The following is a 22,426-nucleotide window of genomic DNA, read 5'->3' on the forward strand; positions in this document are numbered from 1 at the left end:
GCGACGTAGGGAACATGCATGACCCAAGCTGACCTCACCGCTTCCACCGACAGGCCTTTCGAGGCGCTCACCCGCACCCAGCACGGGCGTCGCCTGCTCGTGCTGGCGCTGCCGTTGATCGGCTCGAACCTCGCGCAGATGGCGATGAACGTCACCGACACGGTGATGCTCGGCTGGTACGATGTTACCGCGCTGGCCGCGGCAACGCTGGCGACCTCGCTCTATTTCCTCATCTTCATCGTCGGCGCGGGCTTTGCTTGGGCGGTGATGCCGGTGGTGGCGACCGCCGCGGAGGCCGGTGATCCGGTGCGGGTGCGGCGCGTGACGCGCATGGGGATCTGGGTCGGGATGATCTATGCCGCCGTCTTCGTGCCGCCATTGATGTGGGCCGAGGATCTGTTCCTAGCGCTGGGACAGGAGCCCGAGGTTGCGGCGGCGGGCGAGGCCTATCTGCGGATCGCCGCCTGGGCCATGGTGCCGGGGCTGGTGGCGATGGTGATGCGCTCCTTCCTTTCGGCGCTCGAGCACACGGCGGTGCTGTTGTGGAGCACGTTGGGAATGGCGGTCTGCAACGCGCTTCTCAACTACGCGCTGATCTTCGGCAATTGGGGCGCCCCCGAGCTGGGCATCCGCGGCGCGGCCATCGCCTCGCTGTCGATGGCGATGCTGCAGGCGCTGGTGCTCCTGGCCTACGCGCTGCGGCGCCTGCCGGAATATGACCTCGTGCGGCGCCTGTGGCGGCCCGATCTAGACGTGCTGGGGCAGGTGGTACGGCTGGGCGTGCCGATCGGCCTGACCAGCCTCGCAGAGGGCGGTCTCTTCGTCGCCACCGGCGTGATGGTCGGCTGGATCGGTGAGGTGCCGCTGGCGGCGCATGGCATCGCGCTGCAGATCACCTCGGTTGCCTTCATGATACAGGTCGGGCTGAGCCAAGCCGCCACGGTGCGGGCCGGCCGGGCACTGGGACGGCGCGACGAGGCGGCGCTCCGGATGATCGGCCAGTCGGGCGTGGCGCTATCGGTGGTCTCTGCCGGTCTCGTCGGTCTGATTTTCGTGACGATGCCGGAGCCCTTTGTTGCGGCCTTCGTCGATCCGGGCGATCCGGCGCGTGACGCGGTCGTGGCGACCGGCATCACGCTCTTGTCGCTGGCGGCACTGTTCCAGATCGTCGATGCGTTGCAGGTGATGGCGCTGGGCCTGTTGCGCGGGGTGCAGGATACCGGCGTGCCGATGGTGTTCGCCGCGATCAGCTACTGGCTCATCGGCATGCCGGCTGGCTATTTGCTGGGCTTTCCGCTCGGTCTTGGCGCGGCCGGGGTCTGGCTCGGTCTGGTCGTCGGTCTGGGTCTGGCGGCATCGACGCTGCTGTGGCGGTTCTGGTCGCGGTCGGTACGGATCGGGTCCGCCTAGGAACCACCCGGCGGGCCCGCTGGTTGGCGGGGCATGTTCGATTTCATTACCAGCTGGATCGCCGCCGGAGGCGCTTTCGCCGTTGCTGCGCTCATGTTCCTCGAAAACGTGTTCCCGCCGATCCCTTCCGAGCTGGTGATGCCGCTCGCGGGTTACAACGCCGCAACCGGTGAGGCGCGGCCGGTGCTCACCCTCATCGCCGGGCTGATCGGCTCGGTGGCCGGAGCATGGATCTGGTACGAGATCGGCCGCAGGCTCGGGCGCGACCGGTTGATGCGCCTCGTCGACCGTTATGGCCGCTGGCTGACCTTGTCCTGCGACGACGTTGAACGGGCGCTGGGCTGGTTCGAGCGTCACGGCGCGGCGGCGATCTTCTTCGGGCGGATGATCCCGACGGTACGGACTCTGATCTCGGTGCCCGCCGGGCTCCAGCACATGGGGCTGATCAAGTTCCTGACCTATACCACCGCCGGGTCGCTGATCTGGGTCGGCGGGCTGTTCGGTGCGGGCTACCTGCTCGAGGCGCAATACGAGCGCGTGCAGGTGTGGCTGAACCCGGTGACCAATGGCGTCATCGCGGTGATCGTCGCGCTCTATCTGTGGCGCGTGTTCCGTGGCAAGGGCCGCAGGCAGCGCGACTGAGGCTCAACCGGTCTCCGTGGGCCGCGTCCGCGCTGCCTCGACCCTTTCAGCCTTCTTGCGCACGAGGATCATGCGCAGATCGTGCATGGCCAAGAGCAGCGGCTCCGTCACCGCTTCCAACTCGGCCTCGCTGGCCTGGCTCTGGGCCCAATGCGCGGTAAGGTTCAGGTGATCGATGGCGCGGCGGATATCGTCGATCTGCCGCGCCGCGAGGACCTCCCGGCGCTGTTCGAGCCAAGCCTCGGCGGCGGCCCGATCTTCCGGTGCAAGTTCGCGATTGCCCTGAGAGCGGATTTCGCCATTGCGCGTGTTGATCGTGGCCAGCTGTTCGAGCTCGACCCGACGGTGCCGCGTCTCGTCGCCGATGCGGAACATGATGCCGCCCGAGTCCTTGACCCGGAAATAATAGCCGGACAGGTCCGTCATGGCGCCCCCTTCGGGTTATCGCAGCCCCTCGCAGAAGCGGCGGATGCGGCCACAGGCCTCCTCCAGCGCCGCGTCCGAAGTAGCGTAGCTGACCCGGAAATTCGGCGAAAGGCCGAAGGCCGCGCCGAACACGACGGCCACGCCTTCCTCTTCCAGCAGCGCCGTGGCGAAGGCCTCGTCATCGGCGATCACCGTGCCGCCGGTGCTGGTCTTGCCGATGCAGCCCGAGATGTCGGGATAGACGTAGAAGGCCCCGTCCGGCACCGGGCAGGTCACGCCGGGCGCGGCGTTTAGTCCCGCCACCACCAGATCGCGCCGCCTCTGGAACACCGCGTTGTTCGGGGCGATGAAGTCCTGCGGCCCGTCGAGCGCCTCCACGGCGGCCCACTGGCTTACCGAACAGGGGTTCGAGGTGGATTGCGACTGCAACTTGGCCATGGCGCGGATCAGCGGTTCGGGCCCCGCAGCATAGCCGATGCGCCAGCCGGTCATCGCATAGGCCTTGGAGACGCCGTTGACGGTGAGCGTGCGATCCTTGAGGCCGGGCTCGACCTGCGCCGGCGTCGTGAAACGGAAATCACCGAAGGCGAGGTGTTCGTACATGTCGTCGGTCATCACCCAGACATGGTCGTGGCGCAGCAACACGTCGGTGAGCGCCTTCAGCTCGTCATGGCTGTAGCCGGCGCCGGTCGGGTTCGAGGGCGAGTTGAACAGCAACCACTTGGTGTTCGGCGTGATCGCCGCCTCGAGGGTCTCGGCCGTCAGCTTGTAACCGGTCTCGATCCCGCAGGCCACGGTGACCGGCGTGCCGCCGGCGAGCAGCACCATATCGGGATAGCTGACCCAGTAGGGGGCGGGGATGATCACCTCGTCGCCCGGGTTCAGCGTCGCCATCAGCGCGTTGTAGAGTACCTGCTTGCCGCCCGTGCCGACGCTCACCTCGCTCGGTGTGTAATCGAGATCGTTGTCGCGCTTGAACTTGGCGCAGATCGCGCGTTTCAGCTCGGGGATGCCGTCGACGGCGGTATAGCGGGTCTTGCCCTCGGCGATGGCGCGGCCCCCGGCCTCGGCGATGTTGGCCGGGGTGTCGAAATCGGGCTCGCCGGCCGAGAGGCCGATGATGTCGCGCCCCTGCGCCTTTAGCTCGGCCGCCTTGTTGGTCATGGCGATGGTGGGCGAAGGCTTCACCCGCGCGAGGGTGTCGGACAGGAAGGGCATGGCGGCTCCGATGTCGCTGGTCGGGTGTGACAGGTCGCGCCCGTGACTGGAAACCGCGCCCCGCGAGTGTCATATGGCGGGGGCGGGCCGCCATCAAGCGGTCGCTGGGCAGGAGGATGCGCGATGCAGGAAGAGGGCTATTACAGCGAGACGGCCGCCACCTTCGGCGACCGGCTGGCAGGCGCGCGCGAGGGGGCCGGGCTTAGCCAGGAGGCGCTGGCGACGCAGCTCGGCGTCGAGGTCGGGACGCTGCAGGCCTGGGAAGACGACATGGACGAGCCACGCGCCAACCGGCTGCAGATGCTGGCAGGGATGCTCAACGTGTCGCTGAGTTGGCTGCTGACTGGGCGTGGTGACGGGCCCGAGGCGCCGGCCGCGACCGAAGCCACGCCGCCGGCGGTGTCGGAGATCCTCTCGGAAATGCGGGTGCTGCGCGCTGAAATGATGCGGGCGGCCGAGCGCATGGCGACGCTGGAGAAGCGTTTGAAGCGCGTGGGCGAGGCAACCTCGTGACCGGGTTGCCGATCGAACCCGCCGCACCGTTGGACGAGCCGCGCGAGACCCGCGAACGGCGGCTGCGGATGCGCTCGATGCGGCGCGGAATCAAGGAAATGGACCTGATCCTTCAGGATTTCGCCACGCGTCGCCTCTCGGGGATGTCGGATGAGGGGCTTGCGCTCTACGACCGGCTGCTTTCGGAGAACGATCACGACATCTATGGCTGGGTCGCCGGTTCCCTGCCGGTGCCCGAGCGCTACGCGGCGCTCGTGGCCGAGATCGCAGAAGGCGCGCGCGGAGTGACCCGGCCGCGCTGAGGCAGGGCCGGGCAGGTGCAAGGTCGCGCAATTTAACCGTTTCTTCGTCATTCTCCGACATTCCTGCCTTCGGGCGGGCAGAACGGAGAGTTGACGATGAGCGTGCATTCCTCCCTGGAACCGGCGCTGCGCGGGGCGCGCGACACGGCCTTCATGGCGAGCTATCTCGATAGCCTGACATTGGTGGAGCGGCTGCACCGGCTGCTGCTCGACGTCATCAAGGATGAATTCGAACGCATAGGCGTGATCGAGATCAACGCGGTGCAGGCGCTGCTGCTCTTCAATGTGGGCGATAACGAGGTCACGGCGGGCGAGTTGAAATCGCGCGGCTACTACCAAGGCAGCAATGTCAGCTACAACCTCAAGAAGCTGGTCGAGGCGGGATACATGCATCACCAGCGATGCCAGATCGACCGGCGCTCGGTCCGCGTGCGGCTGACCGAACAGGGGCGGCGCATCCGCGACATCGTCGACAAGCTGTTTGCGAGCCACGCCGCGGGTATGCTGTCTCGCGGCGTGCTCGACCAGTCCGGTATAGACGACATCACCATGTCGCTGCGGCGGATCGAACGCTACTGGACCGAGCAGATCCGCTATATCTACTGACCCCCGCGCCAATCCGGCGCGAGGGGAACGGGCCTACCAGTGGCCCGTGTTCTCCATGCTCGCCCATGGCTCCTGCGGCGCCAGCGCGTCGCCGGCCTGCAGAAGCTCGATCGAGATGTTATCGGGCGAACGGACGAAGGCCATGTGCCCGTCGCGCGGGGGGCGGTTGATGGTTACCCCGTTCTCTTGCAAGTGGCGGCAGGTCTCGTAGATGTCGTCCACGCGATAGGCGAGATGCCCGAAATGACGGCTGTCGGAAGGCAGCCCGTCGTCGCCATCCCAGTTCCAGGTCAGCTCGACGGGGCATTCCTCCTGTCCGGGGGGCGCCATGAACACGAGGGTAAAGCGACCGCCCTCGCTCTCCTTGCGGCTGGTCTCCCTGAGCCCGAGAAGCTCGTAGAAGGCCATGCTCTTCTCGAGATCCTTCACCCGGACCATGGTGTGCAGATATTTCAATGCCATCGCGGCGGTCTCCCTCTCATGCGCGGTCTTGCGCGACGCGGCGGAGCCTAGCACGCGACACGTGCGCTGCCAGTGCGGCAGGCTCAGAAGGCGGAGCGCAGCCCGAGGCTGAGGGTCGCTGCCTCTTCGTCGAAGAGATCGACATCCGACCAGCTGCGCCGCGTCTCGATACCGATCTCGGGGTAGAAGCCATAGCGCTCCTGGCCGGGCAGGGCGACCCGGCCCTCGAGCCGCAACTCCGCGTCTTGGCGGCCGTCCAAGCTGTAGCGGCTTTCGGGATAATCGCGCCATTCGGCCTCGACGCCGAAGCCGAGCCGTGCGGGACCCAGCGGTCTGGCGACGTCGTAATCGATCCCGAGTGTCAGCCCGTCATGCGCCAGATCGGGCGCATCGCCGGTCTGGCGGCGCAGCCGCGCGCTTAGCCCGAGGCCGTCGGCATTGTCGAGGCGTTGCGACCAGGCCAGCCTCAGGGTGGGCGTCCACCAATCGGTCCCGGTGTCTAGCCGGTTGCTGTATTGCGCGGCGAGCGCCAGATCGAGCCGCGCGCGTGGCTGGCGCAGCAACGGCCGGGCCAGCCCGAAGCGCAGCGTGTCGACATAGGGGTCACCGCCGTACCAGTGGCGCGCCACCTCGACCGAAAGATCGATCGGCATCTCTGGGCGCTCGAACCGCTGCGTCAGCCCGAGCAGCAACGCAGCCTGGGCGAAATCCGCGCCGCGCGCCTCCGGGGCCTGCCGCCGTGCGCTGTCGCTCAGCAGGTAGCCGCGCCCTTCCGCTTGCAGGTCGATCCAGGCCGGGCCGGGCAGGGCGGGGGCGGCGATTCCGTAGCGCGCCCCGGCCGACCCGGTCACCGCCGTGCCCGACAGCGCCCGCGCCGCGCCGGACAGCTCCAGCTCCACCGGCAGGCCCGGCAGGCTCAGCGTTTCGGAACGGCTGCCGCCATTGACGTTCGAGGAGGGCGCCACGCCGAAGCCGAGCCGCAGCGCCAGAGGGTTGCGCGCCGCCACGGCGCGGTAATCCGCAGCCAGCCCGGTGCGGGCGGCGGCGTCGGGCGCGTCCGGGCTGGCGCGGCGCAGCCAGATCTGGGCGCGGGTGAAGCGACCCTGCTGCGTCAGCGCGAAGGCCGCGAGACGCGCCGCGCGGAACCGCGCCGGCCCCTCGACCCGACCATGCGCTGCGGCGGCGAGCCGCGCCGCGCCGGCCCAGTCCTCGGCCCGCACCGCCGCCTCGGCCGCGAGGATCAGCGCCGTGGCGTCTTCGGGATCGCGCGTCAGCAGCGCCCGTGTCAGGGCCTGCGCGGTCTCGACCTGACCCGCCGCCAGCGCCTCGGCCGCGAGGCGGCGCATCGCGTCCGGGCCGATCTCCACCGGCGCGGCCATGGCCGAAGCGCCGAGCCAGAGCGCGGCCGCGAGGCAGAGCGATCCGAGGCGCATCACCGGTAGACGATGAAGCCGCCGGTCTCGCGCGCGGTGACGTCGTCGAAGCGCGGGTCGTCCGAGTCGATCACCACGATGCCGACGATCTCTTCGGCCTCACCGCCGATGATCCCCAGATAGGTGCCGGATTCATAGATCTCGACCTTGCCGTCCTCGAGCACCCGCCGACTCGACAGCGTGCCGCCGATCTCGCCATTGTCGCGCAGCGCGCCGGGGCCGACATCGAAGATCAGCGTCGGCGCGACCAGCGCCTCGTCGCCGCCGCCCAGCGTCAGAGGGTTGCCGTTCGAATCGAAGACCTGGCGGTTGTCGATCACGCCGCGGACCCCTTCGCCCGAATTGAAATCCTCGAAATCCACCGCGATCTCGATGTCGCCGGTGGTGTATTCGAGGCCGCCGGCACCGGCGAAGACGCGCATCCCCGCATAGTCGCCCGCGAACACCGCCTGGCCGTTCTGCGGCAGCTCGACGCCGCCATTGCGCTCGTAGAGAAAGCCGCCGAAGCCGTAGCTGCGATAGCTGCCGGTGCGCACGATGGCAAAGCGCGAGCGCGGCTCCAGCTTGCCGTCGACCCGGACCTGGTCGCGGCTGACGCCGTAGATCGCGCGGTAGTCGAATTGATCGACCGTCTCGCCGGTGCGCGGGTCGATCACCGGGTCGCGCACGACGAGATCGTCGTCGGGCGTGCCGACACTGGCATAGAGTGCATAGCCCGCGAGGCTGTCGAAACCGTCCTGCCGCTGATAGGGTCGATCGCCGTCGAAGGCGATGTTGTCGACGGTGAAGCTGTCGCTCGCGGCGTTGTAGATCACCTCGGTGACGAAACCGCCGCCCTCGCCATCCTCGGCCTCGGTGCGGAAGATCGACTCGTCGGGCCCGGCCGTGGGACCTTCGGTGCCCTCGGGCGGCGTGCCGTCGCCGTCGAAGCCGCCGGTCTCTTCCTCTTCCTCGTCTTCCTCCGTCACTTCCTCTTCGGAGAACTCGAAGGGCTGGCCGTCGCCACAGGCGGTCAGCAGCAGCAATGCGGCAATGGAAAGTGGTCGGATCATCGGGGCTGCCCTTCGGCCTGAGGCTCTTTGACCCCGACCATCCGGGGCCGGGTGGGAGCTGTCAACGCATGGGCCGGCGGCGCGGGCAGGCGGCTCGGCGATTGTTCCAATCCGGCCACGGGGCTATGCAGGCGCAAGCCACGAGTTACAGGAGACGACAATGCCGCTGACGCCCGAGCAGAGCGCCGAGATCGAGGATCTTCGCGCCACCCCCCGACAGACGCTGCGCGCCGTTTCCGAAGGCGCCGAAAAGCATCTCTACAAGGCCCATCCGGTGCTCGACCACGGCTTCGTGCGGATGATCGACTACATGGGCGACGACGCCGCGATCTGCCAGGCCGCTAGGGTCAGCTACGGGCGCGGCACCAAGAGCGTGCAGAACGACGAGGGGCTGATCCGCTACCTGATGCGGCACTGGCACTCGACGCCGTTCGAGATGTGCGAGCTGAAGCTGCACGTGAAGCTGCCCGTTTTCGTCGCGCGCCAGTGGATCCGCCACCGCACCGCCAACGTCAACGAATACTCCGCCCGCTACTCGATCCTCGACCGGGAGTTCTACATTCCCCGCGCCGAAGACCTCGCCGCTCAGTCGGCGCAGAACAACCAGGGCCGGGGCGACGTGCTGGGCGAGGAGGAATCGGCCCGCGTGCTCGACTGGCTGCGCGAGGACGCGCACCGCGCCTATGACCACTACGAGCAGATGATCTCGGACGACGGCCAGCAGGGCCTCGCGCGCGAGCTGGCGCGGATGAACCTGCCCGCCAACATCTACACGCAGTGGTACTGGAAGGTGGACCTGCACAACCTGTTCCACTTCCTGCGGCTCAGGGCCGACAGCCACGCGCAATACGAGATCCGGGTCTATGCGGATGCGATCTGCGAGATGGTCAGGGACTGGGTGCCCGCCGCCTACCGCGCCTTCGAGGAGTATCGCCTCGGAGGGGTGACGCTTTCAGCTTCAGGTGTAGAGTGCCTGCGTCGGATGCTCGCTGGGGAGGAGGTGACTCAGGAGACATCGGGGATGAGTGCGAGGGAATGGCGGGAGTTTAAGGGGGAGTGGCAGTAAATGCTGTTACTATCTAAGCCGTTGGCCCAGGAATTGAAACGAGTATCCCAAAGTCTCCCGGACTTTGGCCGTAATATTGAGGCGCCTCATCTGCTCACCTACGATGACGTTTTGGAGGCGCATTTCTGTATTGCTGACTACTTTATGGAGCAAGACTATGGAATTGGCGGGATTGGTCCGAAATCTGTTAATGGACTGGTATCTACTGTCGAGAGGCAGTGGATGGGATTTCAAGGCGTAACTGTTTACAAGAGTGAATACGAGCGGATAGCATCTTTGCTTTATGGGTTGATTAAGAATCATCCATTCCATGACGCAAACAAGCGTACGGCGTTTCTTTGCGCGCTGCTTCAACTGCATAGGATGGGGCGTACCATAACAGTTGGGCAAAAGGATTTTGAAGATTTGATGGTGTCAATCGCCGACAACTCCATCAAGAGCAAGGCTGCAGTTAGAAAAATGGACAAGCAAGGCCATCCGCGTCCGGAGATAGCCTACCTTGGTAGATACTTGGAAAAAAATTCTCGACGTTCTGCGCGACTGAGTAGGACAATCAAGTTTAGAGAGTTGAGGTACATCATAAGCAAGCACGGCTTTGACTTTGACAATCCATTTAAGGGTTCAATAGATATTGTTGTTAGGGAGGAAAAGACTGTTAGGGGATTCTTCCGCACAACGGTCGTAAAGAATAAGCGAAAAGTCGGCGCAATAGCTTATCATGGCGAAGGTGTTGATGTGCCTGACAACACACTGAAACACGTCAGGCAGATATGTGGGCTGACTGACCAAGATGGATTCGATGGTGAGGTTTTGCTCCGCGATGCGCAGCCGACATTTCAACTCATCAACAGTTACCGAGAGGCTCTGCAGCGGTTGGCCTATCGCTAAACCTTCCGCAAATTCCCCGCCATCTCGCGCCCATCCCGGCCCTCGATCAGCTCGAATTCCACCGGCTCGTCATCGGCGAGGCCGGTAAGGCCGGAGCGCTCGACCGCCGAGATGTGGACGAAGATGTCCTTGCCGCCATCCTCCGGCGCGATGAACCCATAACCCTTGGTGGTGTTGAACCATTTCACGGTGCCCTTCGGCATGGCACTTACTCCCGTCACTTGAAGTCCGACCGCACGCCTTGCGGTTGCCAAGGACAGTAGGTCGCGTGCAGGAAAGGCAAATCACAAGTGGAGGGAAAGATGCGGGTTCTCGGGCTGAAGAACTGCGATCGTACGCGCGCCGCGATGAAGGCGCTGAAAGAGCAAGGGCATGAGCCGGTTCTGGTCGACGTGCGCGCCGAACCGCTGGCGGCAGAAGAACGCGCGGCGATCGTCGCCACCTTCGGCGACAAGGCGATCAACCGGTCCTCGACCACGTGGCGCGCGCTCTCCGAGGACGAAAAAGCCCGGCCTGTGGCCGGGCTTCTGGAGGATCACCCGGCGCTGTTGAAACGCCCGGTGATCGAAGAAGGCGGCAACTACCGCCAAGGGCTCTAGCCCCGGCGCAGGTCCGGGGGCGTCGCCTCGCCCTTGAGCCGCGCCAGCACCTCGTCGAGGGCCAGCACCTCGGAGCGGTTCTCGCCGAGGCGGCGCAGGCTGACGGTGCGCTCCTCGACCTCGCGGCCGCCGATGGCGAGGATCACCGGCACCTTGCCGACCGAGTGCTCGCGCACCTTGTAGTTGATCTTCTCGTTGCGGGTGTCGGCCTCGGCGCGGATGCCCGCCTTCTTCAGCGCGGCGACCACCTCGTGCACGTAGTCGTCGGCATCCGAGATGATCGAGGCCACGACGACCTGGCGCGGCGCGAGCCAGAGCGGCAGGCGGCCGGCGTGGTTTTCGATCAGGATGCCGAGGAACCGCTCGAACGAGCCGAGGATCGCGCGGTGCAGCATAACGGGCCGCGCCTTGTCGCCCTTCTCGTTGACGAACTCCGCGTCCAGCCGGTCGGGCAGGTTGAAGTCGGCCTGGAAGGTGCCGCACTGCCACTCGCGCCCGATCGCGTCGGTGAGCTTGAAGTCGAGCTTGGGCCCGTAGAACGCGCCTTCGCCCGGATCGACGGTGTACTCGGCCCCGGCCTTCTGGATCGCCTTTTCCAGAGCGGTCTCGGCCTTGTCCCAGATCTCGTCCGAACCCACGCGGGTTTCAGGTCGGGTCGAGAGCTTGATGTCGAACTTCTCGAAGCCGAGGTCGTGGTAGACCGAGGCGAGGAGCGCGATGAAATCCGCGCATTCCTGCTCGAGCTGGTCCTCGGTGCAGAAGATATGCGCGTCGTCCTGCACGAAGCCGCGCACCCGCATCAGCCCGTGCATGGAGCCCGAGGATTCGTAGCGGTGGCAGGAGCCGAATTCCGCGAGCCGCAGCGGCAGGTCGCGGTAGGACTTCAGCCCTTGGTTATACACCTGCACGTGGCAGGGGCAGTTCATCGGCTTGAGCGCGTTGGTGCGCTTTTCCTTCGCACCTTCCTCGTCGACCTCCACGATGAACATGTTTTCGCGGTAGGCCTCCCAATGGCCCGAGCGCTCCCACAGCACCCGGTCGACGACCTGCGGGGTGCGGATCTCGCGGTAGCCGGCGGCGTTCTGGCGGCGGCGCATGTAGTCCTCGAGCGCGCGGTAGACGGTCCAGCCATTGGGGTGCCAGAACACCATGCCGGGCGCTTCCTCCTGCAGGTGATACAGGTCCATCTCGCGGCCCAGCTTGCGGTGGTCGCGCTTGGCGGCCTCCTCCAGCATGGTCAGATGCGCCTTGAGCTCGTCGCGGTTGCGGAAGCCCACGCCCGAGATCCGCTGCAGCTGCGGGCGGCTCACATCGCCGAACCAGTAAGCGCCGGAGACGCCCATCAGCTTGAAGGCGTCGGCGGGCAGCTGGCCCAGATGCTGGAGATGCGGGCCGCGGCAGAGATCCTGCCAGTCGCCATGCCAGTACATGCGGATCGGCGCGTCCTCGGGAATGCGGTCCAGAAGCTCGATCTTGAAGGTCTCGCCGCGCTCCTGGTAGTAGGCGCGCGCCTGCGCCCGGTCCCACACCTCGTTGCGGATCGGCTCGGACTTGGCGATGATTTCCTTCATCTTCTTCTCGATCGCACCGAGATCTTCGGGGGTGAAGGGCTCCGAGCGGTCGAAATCGTAGAACCAACCGTTCTCGGTGACCGGGCCGATGGTGACCTTCACGTCGGGCCAGATTTCCTGCACCGCGCGGGCCATGACATGCGCGAAGGCGTGGCGGATCAGTTCCAGCGACGGCTCGGTATCCTTGGTCGAGTGGATCGCGATCTTGCTGTCATGCTGGATCGGCCAGCTCAGATCCCAGTGGTCGCCATTCACATTCGCAGAGATGGCCTTCTTGGCGAGGCTGGGCGAGATCGACTGCGCCACTTCGGCGGCGGTCACCCCGGCGGGGTAGTCGCGGCTGTTGCCATCGGGAAAGGTGAGGGAGATCTGGGCCATGTTCGGCCTCCTCGTCGGTTTGGCGCCCACGGAACGCCCGGTTGCGGGTTATGTGTGTCGGGGCTTGATGATCGGGCCGGACCGGCGTGTCAAGCGCGGGGCTTGTCATTGCAGCCGCGCGCTTCGATGCTGCGCCCCGACCAAGGACGGAGACGACCATGCCCGACTTCACCAGCCCGCAGGGCCGCCGCATCGCTTATGACCTCACGCCGGGGGAGGGGCCGGGCGTGGTGTTCCTGGGTGGATTCCGCTCCGACAAGGAGGGGACCAAGGCGGTCTTTCTGGAGGACTGGGCAAAGAGGAATGGTCGCGCCTTCCTGCGCTTCGACTATTCCGGCCATGGCAGCAGCGGCGGCAGCTTCGAGGAGGGGGCGATCGGCGATTGGGCCGAGGACGCCGCAGCGGCGCTTTCGCTGACGACGGGCCCCCAGATCCTCGTCGGCTCCTCGATGGGCGGTTGGATATCGCTGTTGCTGGCGCGCGCCGTGCCCGAGAAGGTCGCGGGCCTCGTCACCATCGCCGCCGCGCCGGATTTCACCGAAGACGGGTTCTGGGCGGACATGACCGGTGACATGCGCAACCGTTTCGAGACGGAGGGCTTTCTCGACTACCCGTCGGATTACGGAGATCCGCTGCGGATCACCCGGCGCCTGATCGAGGAGGGGCGCGGTCACCTGGTGCTGCGCACGCCGCTGTCACTGCCTTTCCCGGTGCGGTTCCTGCAAGGCACGGCGGATGAGGATGTCTCTATCACTACGGCCATGCGGCTCATGGAGCATGCGGATGGGCCCGACATGCGGCTGACTCTGGTCGACGGGGCCGATCACCGCTTTTCGACGCCTGACTGCCTCGATCTGATCGCGGCAAGCGTGGCCGAGGTTTCGGCCCGGGCCTAGCGCCGGACGCGGCGGGCGAGAGGCTGCGCGAGGCGGTCGAAGCCCAGCGCGCCGAAAACCACCCCGGCCCAGCCCCAAATCGCCGCGACGGTCAGCAGCCCCATGAAAAGCAGCACGCCGAGGGTGGCGAGAAACGCATTGGTGAAGTCCGGGGCGGGCTGGCGCATGGCGACCTCCTTGGCCCCTCGCGAGCTAGGGCGCGATACGGGCCCCTTCCAGCGCCTGCGGTAAAGCTTTCGCGAAGGCGTCCAGATCGGCCTCGCGCCCGGCGGTCACCCGGATGCAGCGGTTCAGCGGCGCGACGCCCGGCATCCGGACGAAGACACCGCGCGCCGCCAGCCCCTCCATCACCCGGCGCGCGAAGGCACCATCGCCGCCGCAATCCACGGCGACGAAGTTGGTGGCCGAGGGCAGCGGCATGAGGCCGTTGTCATGCGCGATCGCTGCGATGCGGGCTCGCGCCGCCGCCACTTCCGTCAGCACGTGGTCGAGATGCTCGCGAGCCGAGAGCGCCGCCAGCGCTCCTTCCTGCGAGATCCGGCTCAGGCCGAAATGATTGCGCACACGGTCGAAAGCCGCGATCAGCGGCGCCGGACCGATCGCGTAGCCGACGCGCGCGCCCGCAAGCCCATGCGCCTTGGAAAAGGTCCGAAAGCGGATCACACGGTCGTCGGCGGGATCGATCTCGGGGCGCTCCGCCTCGGGAGCGAATTCGACATAGGCCTCGTCCAGCACCAGCAGCGCATCGGCGGGCAGCGCCTCAATCATCTCGCGGATCGTCGCGGCGTCGTGCAGCCCGCCCATCGGGTTGTCGGGATTGGCGATGTAGACGAGCTTGGCTCCGGTCCAGCCGGCGCGCTCCACCAAACCCTTGGTATCGACGCGGTCGCCGTCATAGGGCACCTGTTCGATCCGTCCGCCGAAACCGGTGACGTGGAAGTCGAATGTCGGGTAACCGCCCTCCGAGGTGACGACCCAATCGCCGGGCCCGACGGTGAGCCTCACCAAGAGGCCAAGCAGCCCGTCGATGCCCTCGCCGACCCGGATATGCGCCGGATCCACCCCATGATGCGCGGCGATGGCTTGGCGCAGCTCATGCGCCTCCGGATCGCCATACATCCAGACCTCCTCGGCGGCCTTTTGCATCGCCGCGATCGCGGCGGGCGCGGGGCCGAAGGCGTTCTCGTTCGCGCCCAGCCGGGCGGCAAAGGAACGGCCCATGCGCCGCTCCTGCGTTTCCGGGCCCACGAAGGGCACGCTATCGGGGAGCGAGGCGGCGAGCGGGGTAAGGCGCGGATCGGTCATGCGCCAGAGGATGCCGCGCGCCCGACGCCGCTACAAGCAGCAAACGCTTGCACGATGCACGTGCGTCACCTAGCGTGCGGTGACAACCTGTAGGTGATAGTGGTTCAAGTGATGCGTGATATTTTACGAACGCTCATATCGGCTTTTGCAGCCAGCGAAGGCGAAGAGCGGACCGGTTTCGAGTTCGTATGGGTGATTCTGTTGCTGTCGGGCGGCGGCATCGTCCTGACGCTGGCCGTCCGGCTGTTGTTCATCGAAACCATCTGACCACGCGGCGCGCTCGCGCTGCGGGAGAGCATGACGACGTCGTCCCGAGCCAAGGGGGGCGGCATCAACCGATTCCCGCCCCCTGTGATTGTCTGCGGCTTGTCGCGTCTCAGGCGATCTCGGCCAGCCGGTCGAGCGCGGCGGCGAGTTGCGCGGCCTCGGCTTCGCGGGCTGCGAGGTTCTGCTGGGTTTCCTCGACCACTTCCTCGGGCGCGCTCTGGGCGAATTTGGGGTTGTTCAGCCGCCCCTTAAGCCCGCCGATCTCCTTGGCCAGCTTGCCCATCACCTTTTCCAGCCGCGCCTTTTCGGCACCCACGTCGATGATGTCGGCCAGCGGTAGTGCCAGCGTCGCGCCGGGCAGGGGCACAGTGATCGCCCCCTTGGGCGCGGCCTCAGCCTCGACCAGCGAATCGATCCGCGCCAGCCGCGACACCATCGCGGCGTTGCGGTCCCAAGCGGTGCGCACGGCGTCGTCGGCCCCAACCAGTACCACCGGCACCTGAAGGCCCGCGGGCACGTTCATCTGCGCCCGCGCCGAGCGCACGCCCTCGACCATCGCGATGGCGAGCGACATTTCGGCTTCGGCCTCGGGGTCGGCCAGTTCGGCTGCGGTGTATTCCGGCCATTCGGCATGGACCAGCATCGTGTCGCGCTGCGCGGTATTGCCCCACAGCTCCTCGGTGATGAAGGGCATGATCGGATGGAGCAGGATCATGCACTGGTCGAGCACCCAGGCCATGACCGCCTGCGTCTCGGCCTTGGCCGCGTCGTCGTCGCCCTGCAGCAGCGGCTTGGAGAACTCGACATACCAGTCGCAGACCTTGCCCCAGACGAAGGCGTAGAGCCCGTTCGCGGCGTCGTTGAAACGGTAGGCGGTGAGCGCCGCGTCGGTCTCCTCGCGGATTTTCGCGGTCTCGGCGACGATCCAGCGGTTGACGGTCGCGTTCGCCTTGGGCGGCACCGCGGGGGCAGCGTGGCGCTCGGGCGCCAGCGCGCCGTTCATCTCTGCAAAGCGGCAGGCGTTCCACAGCTTGGTAGTGAAGTTGCGATAGCCTTGGATGCGCTGCGTCGAGAGCTTCAGGTCGCGGCCCATCGCCGCCATCGCGGTGAGTGTGAAGCGCACCGCGTCGGCGCCGAACTCGTCGATCAGGTCGAGCGGGTCCATGACGTTGCCCAAGCTCTTCGACATCTTCTTGCCCTTCTCGTCGCGCACCAGCGCGTGGACATAAACGGTGTCGAAGGGCTTCTGGCCGACCACGGCGTATTGCATCATCATCATCCGGGCGACCCAGAAAAAGATGATGTCGAAGCCGGTAACCAGCGTGCTGGTCGGGAAGTACTTCTTCAGCTCCGGCGTCTGCTCGGGCCAGCCCAGCGTGCCGATCGGCCAGAGGCCGGAGGAGAACCAGGTGTCGAGCACGTCGGGGTCGCGCCAGACCGGGATCGCGGTCGGGGCCTGAGGCGAGCGGATCGCGCCCTCGTCGGTGGTGTTGCCCACCGCCGCCTCGAACAGCGCCATCGCCTCTTGGCGATCCTCGACGAAGCGGATCTCGTCATGGCCGTAATAGGCGGCCATCTTGGCGAGCGCCTCCTCGCGGGTGGCGGCGCAGAACGGCGTCCACTCGGCCTCAAGATCGACATGGCCGTCGGTCAGGGTCGGCCCGTACCAGACCGGGATCTGGTGGCCCCACCAAAGCTGGCGCGAGATGCACCAGGGTTCGATGTTCTCAAGCCAGTGGAAATAGACCTTGGCGTCGCGCTCGGGCAGGATCTTCGTCTCGCCCGATCGCACCGCGTCGAGCGCCGGGCCGACGATCTTGGAGGTGTCGACGAACCACTGGTCGGTGAGCATAGGCTCGATCACCACCTTCGAGCGGTCGCCAAAGGGCTGCATGATCGGCTTGTGCTCGACAAGCGGCACCAGCCGGGTCTCGGGCGGGGTACCGCCTTCCTCGGCGGCCTCGCGCTTGGCGGCCTTGGGGCCGAGGCGCGGGTCCCATTCGGGCACCATCACGGCGAGGCCCTGCTCGGTGATGTCAGCGATCACGCGCTCGCGCGCCTCGAAGCGGTCGAGCCCGCGATATTCGTCCGGCACCAAGTTGAGGGCGTCGGCTTCCATCACGGAAATCTCGGCGCCGCGGGCCACTTCCTGTGCCCGGGCGGCCGCCTCGGCATAGGGGGCGCCGTCGGCGCGCATCGCGCCCTTAGTGTCCATCAACCGATACATCGGGATGCCGCCGCGCTTGGCGACCTCGTAGTCGTTGAAGTCGTGCGCGCCGGTGATCTTCACCGCGCCCGAGCCGAAATCCATCTCCGGATACTCATCGGTGATGATCGGGATCAGGCGACGATGCTCCTTGGGCCCGACCGGGATCTCGCAGAGCTTGCCGACGATGGGAGCGTAGCGCTCGTCATCGGGGTGCACGGCCACCGCGCCGTCGCCCAGCATCGTCTCGGGCCGCGTCGTGGCGATGGAGATGTAGTCGCGCTCTTCCTCGAAAACGATTTTCCCGTCCTCGTCGCGCTCCACATAGGTATAGGTTTCGCCGCCAGCCAGAGGGTACTTGAAGTGCCACATGTTGCCGGGCTGCTCGATGTTCTCGACCTCGAGATCCGAGATCGCCGTCTCGAAATGCGGGTCCCAGTTCACCAGCCGCTTGCCGCGGTAGATCAGGCCCTTCTCGTACATGTCGACGAAGACCTTGATCACCGCGTCATGGAAGTTGCCCTGCTCGCCCTCGGGCGCGCCCGGCGCGCCGGACATGGTGAAGGCGTTGCGCTCCCAGTCGCAGGAGGCGCCGAGCCGCTTGAGCTGGTCGATGATGGTACCGCCCGACTGCGCCTTCCACTCCCAGACCTTTTCGAGGAACTTCTCGCGGCCCATTTCGCGGCGGCTCTCATTGCCGGCCTTGGCCATTTCGCGCTCCACGACCATCTGCGTGGCGATGCCCGCGTGGTCCTGTCCGGGCTGCCACAGCGTGTCGAAGCCGCGCATCCGGTGCCAGCGAGCGAGGATGTCCTGCAGCGTGTTGTTGAACGCATGGCCCATATGCAGCGAGCCGGTGACGTTGGGCGGCGGGATCATCATCGAGAAGGTCTCGGAGCGGCGCGCGCCGGCACCGGCACGGAACGCGCCCGCCTGTTCCCATGCCGCGTAGAGCCGGGCCTCGGCCTCGGCCGCGTCGAACGTCTTTTCCATCGCCATGTCCCGGGCTCCTCGTGCAGATCGGCCTTGTCTCTAGCGCGGCGGGCGGGGGAGGAAAAGGGATCAGCCCCGGTCGATCCGGGTGGAAAGGTGAATGAGCGCCTCGGTCGCCTTGACGCCATCGAGCGCGCCGATCCGGTCGAGCGCCGCGTCCAACGCCTCGGTGGTCTGCGCCCGCAACCGGCAGGCAAGATCGAAGCGGCCCGAGGTGGTATGGACGGTCTCGACCTCGGCGATCCGCTTGAGCCCCGCCAGCACGGCGGCCTGCCGCGCGGGGGTCATCTGCACCAGCACCGTGGCGCAGATGCCGCCGCGCGCCCGATCGGCCAGCCGGACCGTATAGCCCGCGATCACGCCCGCGCGCTCCAGCCGGTCGAGCCGCGCCTGTACCGTGGAGCGGGCGAGGCCCAGCCGCTGCGCCAGATGCGCCACGGGGGCGCGTGCATTCTCTGTCAGAAGCGCGATGAGGCGGGCATCGGTCGGATCGGGTTCGGTCATATCGCCGATCCTGCCGACGATATGGCGGCAGGTCGAGACATATCGCGCGGAGTGCCGCTTCGTTCCGGCGGTCACCCGGCGCAGCATGGGAGCAAGGAGGACCCATATGCTGCAAAGCCCCGTTGCCATTCCACTTCCCACCGTGCCGCCTCGCGCAGAGACGCCGCGTGACTGGCTGCGTCGCCATGGCGGCGATACGCCGGTGTTGCTCAGCTGCCCCGAAGCCTTGGCTGCCCGTCACGCCAGCTTCCGGCGCGGCTTTCCGGGCGAGGTGACTTATGCCGTGAAGGCCAATCCCGATGCGGCGGTGATCGCGCAGCTGGCAGCGGAGGGGATGCGCGCTTTCGACGTCGCCTCACCCGCCGAGATGGCTCTGGTGCACGGGCTCTGCCCAGAGGCGGCACTGCATTACCACAACCCGGTGCGCTCGCGCGCCGAGATCAGGGCCGGGATCGCCGCGGGGGTGGCGTCTTGGTCGGTCGATGACATGGCCGAGTTCGACAAGCTCATTGCCGAAGGGGTCGGGCGCGAGGCCGAGATCGCGGTGCGGCTAAAGCTGCCGGTGGCGGGCGCGGCCTATGATTTCGGTGCCAAGTTCGGTGCCGTGCCGGAACTGGCGCGGGCGCTTCTGCGGCGCGCGGCAGAGGCGGGTTTCCGGGTCTCGATGACCTTCCATGTCGGCACCCAATGCGCCGATCCGGCGGCCTGGACCACCTATATCGGCGCCTGCGCGGATCTGGCCCGGGGGGCGGGGGTGCGGCTGGCGCGGCTCAATGTCGGCGGCGGCTTCGCCTCGGGCCGCGACGGTATCGCCCCCGATCACGAACCGGTCTTCGCGGCGATCTCCCGAGGTGTCGCGGCATTCGAGGATGCGCCTGCGCTGGTCTGCGAACCGGGCCGGGGCCTCGTGGCAGATTCCATGGCCTACGCGGTGCCGATCAAGGCGCGGCGCGGCGCCGCGCTCTACCTGGGCGACGGCATCTATGGCGGGCTGTCCGAATGCCCCTCGATCGGCGTGCCCAGCGTCGATTTGGTCCCGCATGACGGTCGCAGCCTCGGCCCTGACCAGCCCTTCGTTCTGTTCGGCCCGACCTGCGACAGCCTCGACCGACTGCCCGGCGAAACCCGCCTGCCGGGCTGCGCGGCCGAAGACGACTGGCTGCTGTTCTGCTCGGCGGGGGCCTACCTGGTCGGGGTAACGACCTGTTTCAACGGATATGGAACATATGATCGGGCAGAGGTCGCGCGCCTCTGGACAGAGCGGTCTCGTCCCTTAGGGTAAAGGTTAACGGCGGAAGGGAAATCATGCGGGCGACGAGCAGGTCAGTGGCGCAGGGAAGAGGCCCCGATGGGCGTCCGTGACTGGCTGCTCGGGCTGATCGGACGCCGGCCGCGGCAGGCCGAGGGTCAGCCCCGCGCCCGTGGCGCTGCCACCCATGTGATCATCCTCGACGGCACCATGTCGACGCTCCGGCGCGGCTTCGAAACCAATGCCGGTCTGACCTACAAGCTGCTGCGCGAGAGCGGCCGCCACGCGAACCTGACGGTGCATTACGAGGCTGGCATTCAGTGGCGCAGCTGGGCCGAAACGCTCGATGTGCTGATGGGACGCGGCATCAACCGCCTGATCCAGCGTGCCTATGGCGTGCTCGCCTCGCGGTTTCGTCCCGGCGACACGATCATTCTCGTGGGGTATTCGCGCGGTGCCTACGCGGTGCGGTCGCTGTCGGGGATGATCAGCCGGATCGGGCTGCTGCGCGCTGAGGCCGCCACCGAGCGCAACGTCCGCGACGCCTATCGCCACTACCGTCATCGCGGCTCCGAGCCGAGCGAGGCGGCGCGGGCCTTCGCGCGACTTTACTGCCATGACCGGGTGGAGATCGAGGCGGTGGCGGTCTGGGACACGGTGGCTTCGCTGGGCCTGCGCCTGCCGCTCCTGTGGCGCTGGTCCGAGCCCAACCACATGTTCCACGACCACCGGCTTGGCAGCCACGTGCTGCACGGGTTCCATGCGCTGGCGCTCGACGAGACGCGCCGCGCCTACACCCCCGTGCTCTGGACCACGCCCGAGGGCTTTGGCGGCCATGTGGAGCAGGTCTGGTTCAGGGGCACGCATGGCGACATCGGCGGCCAGATCGGCGGCTCTTTGCAGCACCGGCCCCTTGCCAACATCCCGCTGGTCTGGATGCTGGAGCGGCTGGAGCAACGCGGCATGACCCTGCCCGAGGACTGGCGATCGCGGTTTCCCTGTGATCCGAAGGCGCCCTCGGTCAGCACGTGGCGCGGCTGGAACAAGCTGTTCCTGTCGCGCCGGCGGCGCATCGTCGGGCGCGATCCTTCCGAGCGCCTGCATGAGACGGTGGCGGGCGGGCACCCGGCGCGGATGCGTCTGCCCGCGCCGGGCGAGGATCTGCCGACCGTCGGTCATCTGGGCGCGGCGGAGTAGTTCCGCCTCAGCCGAAATGATTTGCGATCCGGTCGATCCGCGCGCCCCGCGTCTCCGCGTCCTCGATCAGGAGTTCGTGGCGGCCGCCCTCGATCATCTCGAATGCGGCGCCGGGCCAGCGTGCCATCCGCTGTCGGATCCGGGCCGAATCGACCACCCATTCCTCGGTGCCCAGAAGCGTCAGGCAGGTCAGGGCGGGCGAGGGCAGCCGCGACAGCGTCCAGGTCTCGCGCAGTGCTTCGTGCAGCCAGTGCAGCGACGGTGCGGCGAGGCCCAGCTCGGGATGCAGAGCCACCTGCCGGCGTACCCAATCGAAGCTCTCCTGATCGCGGGTCAGCATGTTGGCCTCGGCCGCCTCCGCCGCTTCTTCCAGCGTGGCCGAACGTCCCGGCGACGGAAGGTGCGACAGCCCGACGAGACGCGAGGCGCTGCTGAGCCCCCAGGCCGCGACGCGCAGGGTGGGGCGCATCAGCACGCCCCACATCGGCGCGGTAAAGCAGGCGCTGTCGAAGCCAACGCCACGGATCAGCGCCCTGAGGCCGATGCAGCCCCCCATGGAATGGGCGAGCATGTGATAGGGGCGCGGCAGTCCGAGAGACTGGGCATGAGTCAGGAAGGCATCGAGATCGTCCTGGTATTCGGAGAAGCGATCGACATGGCCGCGCATCGCGTCGTCATGGCCCCGGTGCGACAGCCCCTGACCGCGCCAGTCCAGCGTCGCGCAGCCATAGCCGCGCGCCACGAGGTCGCCCGCGACACGTCCGTATTTCTCGGCGTATTCGGTGCGCCCGGTGAGGATCAGCACCGTGCCGCGCGGCGCGGCCGCGTCCCAATGCACGGCTCTGAGGCGCACGCCGTCCGCGGCGGCGATCCATTGCGCCGCCGCCGGGCCATCGGCCACCTCCGCGAAGTAGGGGGCGACCGAGGGCTCGGTGCCGTCAGCCAAGAACCGCCGCCAGCTTCATGGCAAGCCCCATGTCGCCATCGACCGACAGCTTGCCCTGCATGAAGGCGGCAGTCGGATCGAGATCGCCCTCGAGGATCGCCTGGAAGGTCTCGGCATCGGCGGTGAGCGTCACCTCGGCCGGCTCGTCGCCCGCGCGTGCGCCGCTCTCGTCGATCATGATCGCGCCCTCATCCGCGATCATGAACTTGGCCGGGCCGCCCTCGAGGCCTTGCCCGTCCATCTTGGCGTTGAGCGCCGTCACCGCCTGGCTCACCAGTTCACTCATCATGTCGTCCT

The 22,426-nt window shown here is 67.1% G+C and carries 25 protein-coding genes; 12 read left to right on the top strand and 13 right to left on the bottom strand.

The window, feature by feature from the left end:
- The first annotated feature begins 18 nt into the window (after positions 1–18).
- Both LOS8367_RS00755 and LOS8367_RS00760 read left to right on the top strand, forming a co-directional pair.
- Positions 19–1,410: an MATE family efflux transporter gene (locus tag LOS8367_RS00755; RefSeq protein ID WP_085894535.1), complete on the top strand. Its 1,392-nt coding sequence runs from the start codon at positions 19–21 to the stop codon at positions 1,408–1,410.
- Between the two features lie 33 nt (positions 1,411–1,443).
- Positions 1,444–2,052 carry a DedA family protein gene (locus LOS8367_RS00760; RefSeq protein ID WP_085894536.1) on the top strand — a complete coding sequence of 203 codons (609 nt, stop codon included), beginning with the start codon at positions 1,444–1,446 and terminating at the stop codon, positions 2,050–2,052.
- A gap of 3 nt (positions 2,053–2,055) precedes the next feature.
- Here LOS8367_RS00760 and LOS8367_RS00765 read toward each other — a convergent pair whose 3' ends face one another.
- Together LOS8367_RS00765 and LOS8367_RS00770 are read right to left on the bottom strand one after the other, a co-directional pair.
- Positions 2,056–2,478 (bottom strand): hypothetical protein, encoded by a 423-nt coding sequence (locus tag LOS8367_RS00765; protein WP_085894537.1) that lies wholly within the window; start codon positions 2,476–2,478, stop codon positions 2,056–2,058.
- A 15-nt stretch (positions 2,479–2,493) separates the two neighbouring features.
- On the bottom strand, positions 2,494–3,696 hold the full coding sequence (locus LOS8367_RS00770) for a pyridoxal phosphate-dependent aminotransferase (protein ID WP_085894538.1): 1,203 nt from the start codon (positions 3,694–3,696) through the stop codon (positions 2,494–2,496).
- A 123-nt stretch (positions 3,697–3,819) separates the two neighbouring features.
- Here LOS8367_RS00770 and LOS8367_RS00775 point away from each other — a divergent pair, with 123 nt between their 5' ends.
- The 3 genes from LOS8367_RS00775 (at position 3,820) to LOS8367_RS00785 (ending at position 5,117) form a co-directional block, all read left to right on the top strand.
- Positions 3,820–4,209, top strand: a complete 390-nt coding sequence (locus LOS8367_RS00775) for a helix-turn-helix domain-containing protein (protein ID WP_085894539.1) — start codon at positions 3,820–3,822, stop codon at positions 4,207–4,209.
- Positions 4,206–4,511 (top strand): succinate dehydrogenase assembly factor 2, encoded by a 306-nt coding sequence (locus tag LOS8367_RS00780; protein WP_106535017.1) that lies wholly within the window; start codon positions 4,206–4,208, stop codon positions 4,509–4,511. Before LOS8367_RS00775 ends, LOS8367_RS00780 begins: the two co-directional genes overlap by 4 nt.
- Before the next feature lie 96 nt (positions 4,512–4,607).
- Positions 4,608–5,117: a MarR family winged helix-turn-helix transcriptional regulator gene (locus tag LOS8367_RS00785; protein WP_085894540.1), complete on the top strand. Its 510-nt coding sequence runs from the start codon at positions 4,608–4,610 to the stop codon at positions 5,115–5,117.
- A gap of 33 nt (positions 5,118–5,150) precedes the next feature.
- On the opposite strand, the gene LOS8367_RS00790 is transcribed toward LOS8367_RS00785, so the two are convergent.
- From LOS8367_RS00790 to LOS8367_RS00800, 3 genes are all read right to left on the bottom strand, one after another.
- The gene (locus LOS8367_RS00790) at positions 5,151–5,579 is read right to left on the bottom strand and encodes a VOC family protein (RefSeq protein WP_085894542.1); all 429 of its coding nucleotides are present in this window, start codon (positions 5,577–5,579) and stop codon (positions 5,151–5,153) included.
- An 83-nt stretch (positions 5,580–5,662) separates the two neighbouring features.
- Positions 5,663–7,012 carry a hypothetical protein gene (locus tag LOS8367_RS18940; RefSeq protein ID WP_085894543.1) on the bottom strand — a complete coding sequence of 450 codons (1,350 nt, stop codon included), beginning with the start codon at positions 7,010–7,012 and terminating at the stop codon, positions 5,663–5,665.
- Positions 7,012–8,064, bottom strand: a complete 1,053-nt coding sequence (locus LOS8367_RS00800) for a hypothetical protein (protein WP_085894544.1) — start codon at positions 8,062–8,064, stop codon at positions 7,012–7,014. The genes LOS8367_RS18940 and LOS8367_RS00800 overlap by 1 nt, the downstream gene beginning before the upstream one ends.
- 160 nt (positions 8,065–8,224) lie before the next feature.
- On the opposite strand from LOS8367_RS00800, the gene thyX reads away from it, so the two are divergent.
- Positions 8,225–9,130 (top strand): FAD-dependent thymidylate synthase, encoded by a 906-nt coding sequence (gene thyX / locus LOS8367_RS00805; RefSeq protein ID WP_085894545.1) that lies wholly within the window; start codon positions 8,225–8,227, stop codon positions 9,128–9,130.
- Positions 9,131–10,018: a type II toxin-antitoxin system death-on-curing family toxin gene (locus LOS8367_RS00810; protein WP_085894547.1), complete on the top strand. Its 888-nt coding sequence runs from the start codon at positions 9,131–9,133 to the stop codon at positions 10,016–10,018.
- Here the strand turns inward: LOS8367_RS00810 and LOS8367_RS00815 are convergent.
- Positions 10,015–10,221 carry a cold-shock protein gene (locus LOS8367_RS00815; RefSeq protein ID WP_021692131.1) on the bottom strand — a complete coding sequence of 69 codons (207 nt, stop codon included), beginning with the start codon at positions 10,219–10,221 and terminating at the stop codon, positions 10,015–10,017. The genes LOS8367_RS00810 and LOS8367_RS00815 overlap by 4 nt on opposite strands.
- A gap of 99 nt (positions 10,222–10,320) precedes the next feature.
- Here LOS8367_RS00815 and LOS8367_RS00820 point away from each other — a divergent pair, with 99 nt between their 5' ends.
- Positions 10,321–10,617 (top strand): arsenate reductase family protein, encoded by a 297-nt coding sequence (locus LOS8367_RS00820; protein ID WP_165761360.1) that lies wholly within the window; start codon positions 10,321–10,323, stop codon positions 10,615–10,617.
- Here LOS8367_RS00820 and thrS read toward each other — a convergent pair.
- The gene (thrS, locus tag LOS8367_RS00825; protein ID WP_085894550.1) at positions 10,614–12,566 is read right to left on the bottom strand and encodes a threonine--tRNA ligase; all 1,953 of its coding nucleotides are present in this window, start codon (positions 12,564–12,566) and stop codon (positions 10,614–10,616) included. The two genes, LOS8367_RS00820 and thrS, sit on opposite strands and share 4 nt — an antisense overlap.
- 158 nt (positions 12,567–12,724) lie before the next feature.
- On the opposite strand from thrS, the gene LOS8367_RS00830 reads away from it, so the two are divergent.
- Entirely contained in the window at positions 12,725–13,462 is a 738-nt protein-coding gene (locus LOS8367_RS00830) for an alpha/beta hydrolase (RefSeq protein ID WP_085894552.1), read from the top strand.
- Here the strand turns inward: LOS8367_RS00830 and LOS8367_RS18945 are convergent.
- Together LOS8367_RS18945 and LOS8367_RS00835 are read right to left on the bottom strand one after the other, a co-directional pair.
- Positions 13,459–13,629 carry a hypothetical protein gene (locus LOS8367_RS18945; RefSeq protein ID WP_165761361.1) on the bottom strand — a complete coding sequence of 57 codons (171 nt, stop codon included), beginning with the start codon at positions 13,627–13,629 and terminating at the stop codon, positions 13,459–13,461. The two genes, LOS8367_RS00830 and LOS8367_RS18945, sit on opposite strands and share 4 nt — an antisense overlap.
- A 25-nt stretch (positions 13,630–13,654) precedes the next feature.
- On the bottom strand, positions 13,655–14,767 hold the full coding sequence (locus LOS8367_RS00835) for a pyridoxal phosphate-dependent aminotransferase (RefSeq protein ID WP_085894554.1): 1,113 nt from the start codon (positions 14,765–14,767) through the stop codon (positions 13,655–13,657).
- A gap of 111 nt (positions 14,768–14,878) precedes the next feature.
- On the opposite strand from LOS8367_RS00835, the gene LOS8367_RS18950 reads away from it, so the two are divergent.
- Positions 14,879–15,034 carry a hypothetical protein gene (locus tag LOS8367_RS18950; RefSeq protein WP_165761362.1) on the top strand — a complete coding sequence of 52 codons (156 nt, stop codon included), beginning with the start codon at positions 14,879–14,881 and terminating at the stop codon, positions 15,032–15,034.
- A 109-nt stretch (positions 15,035–15,143) separates the two neighbouring features.
- Here LOS8367_RS18950 and LOS8367_RS00840 read toward each other — a convergent pair whose 3' ends face one another.
- A complete protein-coding gene (locus tag LOS8367_RS00840) occupies positions 15,144–18,239 on the bottom strand; it encodes a valine--tRNA ligase (RefSeq protein WP_085894555.1) in 3,096 nt (1,031 codons plus the stop codon).
- A 63-nt stretch (positions 18,240–18,302) separates the two neighbouring features.
- Entirely contained in the window at positions 18,303–18,737 is a 435-nt protein-coding gene (locus LOS8367_RS00845) for an Lrp/AsnC family transcriptional regulator (protein WP_242665473.1), read from the bottom strand.
- Between the two features lie 106 nt (positions 18,738–18,843).
- Between LOS8367_RS00845 and LOS8367_RS00850 the strand changes: the two genes are divergently transcribed.
- Together LOS8367_RS00850 and LOS8367_RS00855 are read left to right on the top strand one after the other, a co-directional pair.
- Positions 18,844–20,019, top strand: coding sequence for a type III PLP-dependent enzyme domain-containing protein (locus tag LOS8367_RS00850; RefSeq protein WP_085894557.1), 1,176 nt, complete (start codon positions 18,844–18,846; stop codon positions 20,017–20,019).
- A 66-nt stretch (positions 20,020–20,085) separates the two neighbouring features.
- The gene (locus LOS8367_RS00855) at positions 20,086–21,183 is read left to right on the top strand and encodes a T6SS phospholipase effector Tle1-like catalytic domain-containing protein (RefSeq protein WP_085894558.1); all 1,098 of its coding nucleotides are present in this window, start codon (positions 20,086–20,088) and stop codon (positions 21,181–21,183) included.
- A 7-nt stretch (positions 21,184–21,190) separates the two neighbouring features.
- Here the strand turns inward: LOS8367_RS00855 and LOS8367_RS00860 are convergent, their stop codons facing one another.
- A complete protein-coding gene (locus LOS8367_RS00860; RefSeq protein WP_085894559.1) occupies positions 21,191–22,129 on the bottom strand; it encodes an alpha/beta fold hydrolase in 939 nt (312 codons plus the stop codon).
- The gene (locus LOS8367_RS00865) at positions 22,122–22,415 is read right to left on the bottom strand and encodes an SCP2 sterol-binding domain-containing protein (RefSeq protein ID WP_085894560.1); all 294 of its coding nucleotides are present in this window, start codon (positions 22,413–22,415) and stop codon (positions 22,122–22,124) included. Before LOS8367_RS00865 ends, LOS8367_RS00860 begins: the two co-directional genes overlap by 8 nt.
- Positions 22,416–22,426: the final 11 nt, after the last annotated feature.

The sequence above is a fragment of the Limimaricola soesokkakensis genome (assembly GCF_900172345.1).
In the GTDB taxonomy this organism is placed as follows: domain Bacteria; phylum Pseudomonadota; class Alphaproteobacteria; order Rhodobacterales; family Rhodobacteraceae; genus Limimaricola; species Limimaricola soesokkakensis.

Excerpts from the sequence above, each read along its gene's own strand:
- LOS8367_RS00790 (WP_085894542.1), bottom strand. The coding sequence starts at position 5,579 with ATGGCATTGAAATATCTGCACACCATGGTCCGGGTGAAGGATCTCGAG.
- LOS8367_RS00820 (WP_165761360.1), top strand. The coding sequence starts at position 10,321 with ATGCGGGTTCTCGGGCTGAAGAACTGCGATCGTACGCGCGCCGCGATG.
- LOS8367_RS00855 (WP_085894558.1), top strand. The coding sequence starts at position 20,086 with ATGGGCGTCCGTGACTGGCTGCTCGGGCTGATCGGACGCCGGCCGCGG.
- LOS8367_RS00770 (WP_085894538.1), bottom strand. The coding sequence starts at position 3,696 with ATGCCCTTCCTGTCCGACACCCTCGCGCGGGTGAAGCCTTCGCCCACC.
- LOS8367_RS18945 (WP_165761361.1), bottom strand. The coding sequence starts at position 13,629 with ATGCGCCAGCCCGCCCCGGACTTCACCAATGCGTTTCTCGCCACCCTC.
- LOS8367_RS00755 (WP_085894535.1), top strand. The coding sequence starts at position 19 with ATGACCCAAGCTGACCTCACCGCTTCCACCGACAGGCCTTTCGAGGCG.
- thrS (WP_085894550.1), bottom strand. The coding sequence starts at position 12,566 with ATGGCCCAGATCTCCCTCACCTTTCCCGATGGCAACAGCCGCGACTAC.
- LOS8367_RS00775 (WP_085894539.1), top strand. The coding sequence starts at position 3,820 with ATGCAGGAAGAGGGCTATTACAGCGAGACGGCCGCCACCTTCGGCGAC.
- LOS8367_RS00765 (WP_085894537.1), bottom strand. The coding sequence starts at position 2,478 with ATGACGGACCTGTCCGGCTATTATTTCCGGGTCAAGGACTCGGGCGGC.
- LOS8367_RS00800 (WP_085894544.1), bottom strand. The coding sequence starts at position 8,064 with ATGATCCGACCACTTTCCATTGCCGCATTGCTGCTGCTGACCGCCTGT.
- thyX (WP_085894545.1), top strand. The coding sequence starts at position 8,225 with ATGCCGCTGACGCCCGAGCAGAGCGCCGAGATCGAGGATCTTCGCGCC.
- LOS8367_RS18940 (WP_085894543.1), bottom strand. The coding sequence starts at position 7,012 with ATGCGCCTCGGATCGCTCTGCCTCGCGGCCGCGCTCTGGCTCGGCGCT.
- LOS8367_RS18950 (WP_165761362.1), top strand. The coding sequence starts at position 14,879 with ATGCGTGATATTTTACGAACGCTCATATCGGCTTTTGCAGCCAGCGAA.
- LOS8367_RS00845 (WP_242665473.1), bottom strand. The coding sequence starts at position 18,737 with ATGACCGAACCCGATCCGACCGATGCCCGCCTCATCGCGCTTCTGACA.
- LOS8367_RS00835 (WP_085894554.1), bottom strand. The coding sequence starts at position 14,767 with ATGACCGATCCGCGCCTTACCCCGCTCGCCGCCTCGCTCCCCGATAGC.
- LOS8367_RS00760 (WP_085894536.1), top strand. The coding sequence starts at position 1,444 with ATGTTCGATTTCATTACCAGCTGGATCGCCGCCGGAGGCGCTTTCGCC.
- LOS8367_RS00830 (WP_085894552.1), top strand. The coding sequence starts at position 12,725 with ATGCCCGACTTCACCAGCCCGCAGGGCCGCCGCATCGCTTATGACCTC.
- LOS8367_RS00850 (WP_085894557.1), top strand. The coding sequence starts at position 18,844 with ATGCTGCAAAGCCCCGTTGCCATTCCACTTCCCACCGTGCCGCCTCGC.
- LOS8367_RS00865 (WP_085894560.1), bottom strand. The coding sequence starts at position 22,415 with ATGAGTGAACTGGTGAGCCAGGCGGTGACGGCGCTCAACGCCAAGATG.
- LOS8367_RS00810 (WP_085894547.1), top strand. The coding sequence starts at position 9,131 with ATGCTGTTACTATCTAAGCCGTTGGCCCAGGAATTGAAACGAGTATCC.
- LOS8367_RS00815 (WP_021692131.1), bottom strand. The coding sequence starts at position 10,221 with ATGCCGAAGGGCACCGTGAAATGGTTCAACACCACCAAGGGTTATGGG.
- LOS8367_RS00785 (WP_085894540.1), top strand. The coding sequence starts at position 4,608 with ATGAGCGTGCATTCCTCCCTGGAACCGGCGCTGCGCGGGGCGCGCGAC.
- LOS8367_RS00840 (WP_085894555.1), bottom strand. The coding sequence starts at position 18,239 with ATGGCGATGGAAAAGACGTTCGACGCGGCCGAGGCCGAGGCCCGGCTC.